This is a genomic window from Falsihalocynthiibacter sp. S25ZX9, assembly GCF_041205405.1.
Lineage (GTDB): Bacteria > Pseudomonadota > Alphaproteobacteria > Rhodobacterales > Rhodobacteraceae > Falsihalocynthiibacter > Falsihalocynthiibacter arcticus.
The window spans coordinates 1-2,113 of sequence record NZ_JBGFCD010000050.1; the positions used below are offsets into that span (position 1 = coordinate 1).

General features: G+C 50.4%; 2 protein-coding genes. Both read left to right on the top strand.

The window, feature by feature from the left end; translation table 11 throughout:
* The first annotated feature begins 324 nt into the window (after window positions 1-324).
* Window positions 325-720, top strand: coding sequence for a hypothetical protein (locus AB9F29_RS21160; RefSeq protein ID WP_335586942.1), 396 nt, complete (start codon window positions 325-327; stop codon window positions 718-720).
* 122 nt (window positions 721-842) lie between these two features.
* Window positions 843-1,970, top strand: a complete 1,128-nt coding sequence (locus tag AB9F29_RS21165) for a hypothetical protein (protein WP_369757159.1) — start codon at window positions 843-845, stop codon at window positions 1,968-1,970.
* The last annotated feature ends 143 nt before the right edge of the window (window positions 1,971-2,113 follow it).

Below are 2,113 nucleotides of genomic sequence, written 5' to 3' on the forward strand. Positions count from 1 at the left end.
GCCACCATGATCCATCAGGGTAGCGGAATAACGATATCGTGCCAAAATGGACACGAACGTCAAAAACTCTTAAGGGCACCAAGATCAGCCGGGTTTCCACACAGCCTCTCCGCTGAGCTGAACGTATAACTTCGTGCAACGAATGACCGTTTTCCGCCCTTTACGTCTATCGACGCTTCCAGCCCAAAGGGCGACCCTGCGAATGCAGAAACTTTTCGCCAATGTCTGGATGCTAACCCCATTCCCGGTTTTTTATTCAAACCAGGTTTCCTGATTTGATCACTTGAACCTACGTCCTTCCTGTATTTTCCAGGAGACGTTTAAGTGACAGTAGATTTTAGCGCGAAAAAATACCCGGTAGTTTGTCGGTTTGAAGGCCTGTGGACGCATCAACTCGCGGGCTACGAGATGCACCGAGAGCGTAAAGGCGGCGATCTGGACCATGTGGATGCGGAGCGAAGCGCGTCGAACAAACGCTTGATCGGTGAGGTCGATTGGGCTGAGAGCGTTAAAGAAGAAATCTCCGAAATCTGCGTGGATAACTTTGCCAACGAGTTGGATGGATTAGCGCGTCGTAGGCGGAAGTCAGACATCAAAAAATGGATGGTTGAAGGCCCTAAAGCGCCTTGGCGAAACACCAAACATGGGCCGATGCGGGAGGTAATCCTGACGGCGCATAAAGATTGGTTCGAAAATGATATCGCGGATTTCTCGGCTTAGAAACGCGGGAAAATCGTTTTGAACAGCACGCCGTCGCTTGGCTGAAAAACACGTTCGGTGACGACGTTGTGCATGCGCGGGCGGATCTAGATAAAACGACCTATCATATTTATGCAGTGATCATGCCGCGCGTGGCGGTCGGCAAGGGAATTGGCGTTAGAAAGGTTCTGCAGCCCTCCAAGTATGAAGTCATCGAAAATTATGAAGTAGCACAAGACAGCGTCGGAAAATGGTTTGAACCTCTTGATCTGGTACGCGGTGACAATCGCGCAGCCCAAATTCGAGAGGCACGCGAGCAGGGCGAAACGCCGCCACCGAAGAGGCGTCATGTGCGCACACAAAAATGGCGTCAGGATGAAGAACTACGGATTAAGAAAGCCCAAAAGGAGCTCAAACAGAAAGAGCAAGACGTCGCTTCACGAGAAGAAGAAGCGGATGCGGTGCTTTCTGTTGCAGAGGGATTGGCCAGTGGCTTCCTTGAATTTGAAGACAAGGGGGCTGAACCAAAACTGCGCGCTTTGGATGCAAAGAAGAACACCGATGCCAACCAAAGCATTCTAAAGCGGCTTCGCAAATCTCCGATAGGATTCAAGCGCGCGAAATCAGTCCTTGGAGCCGCTTGGCTCCAGTTGCGACAGCAAGCCGAGACGCGCGCGCAGAAAAAGGCAAAGGAAGTGCTTGTAGGTGAGTTTGCAGAGATAAAGGCCGCAGATACGGAGATCGTACGGATCGCAGCACTTTTACCTCAAACACTGGCGCTACAGATCGCACAGGCCCGTAAACCCCTCGTCAAAAATATCCTGTCTTTACAGAAGAGTGCGGGCCTCAAAGGGGCGGTTTCCAAGCCAAATTCCAGCCCCGGTGATCGAGAAGAAAAATATTTCGAAAAAAGGGCATCAAACCGTTTTTCTTTTTTCCGAACGAAACCCAGTTCCTTTCTAGCGACGGAATGGTCCGTTCGTTTAATAACCTACAGGAACTATACTATGTCTGAGAAGAAACAAACTGGGGGCGACCGTGCTCTCGAGCGTTTTAAGCAATCAATTGAGAAAGAGCAAAAGCAGGCTGTTGTGACAGACCTTGCGCGGCAAAAGGCTCTGCGCCACGCGGCAAATGCTTGGATTGAAACGCTTTCAGAAGAAGGCCGTCTCAGGGCCTTCTTGCAGTTTGAGGAGGCCGCATCAGCGGCCAACGCAAAAAAGGATCGCAACACATCCCTTATGTCCAACGGGTGTGGATGCGTCTCATGAACGAGCCGTTTAAAACGGGAGCGCGAAGCGACATTGATTACGGAAAAGCAAAGTTCACAGGCAAACAAGACTTAAAGTGAACAAAAGCCGTGACGAAGAAATCTTCTCTGCGGCTTTTTAGGTTTAAGCTTGGGTGTGCACTT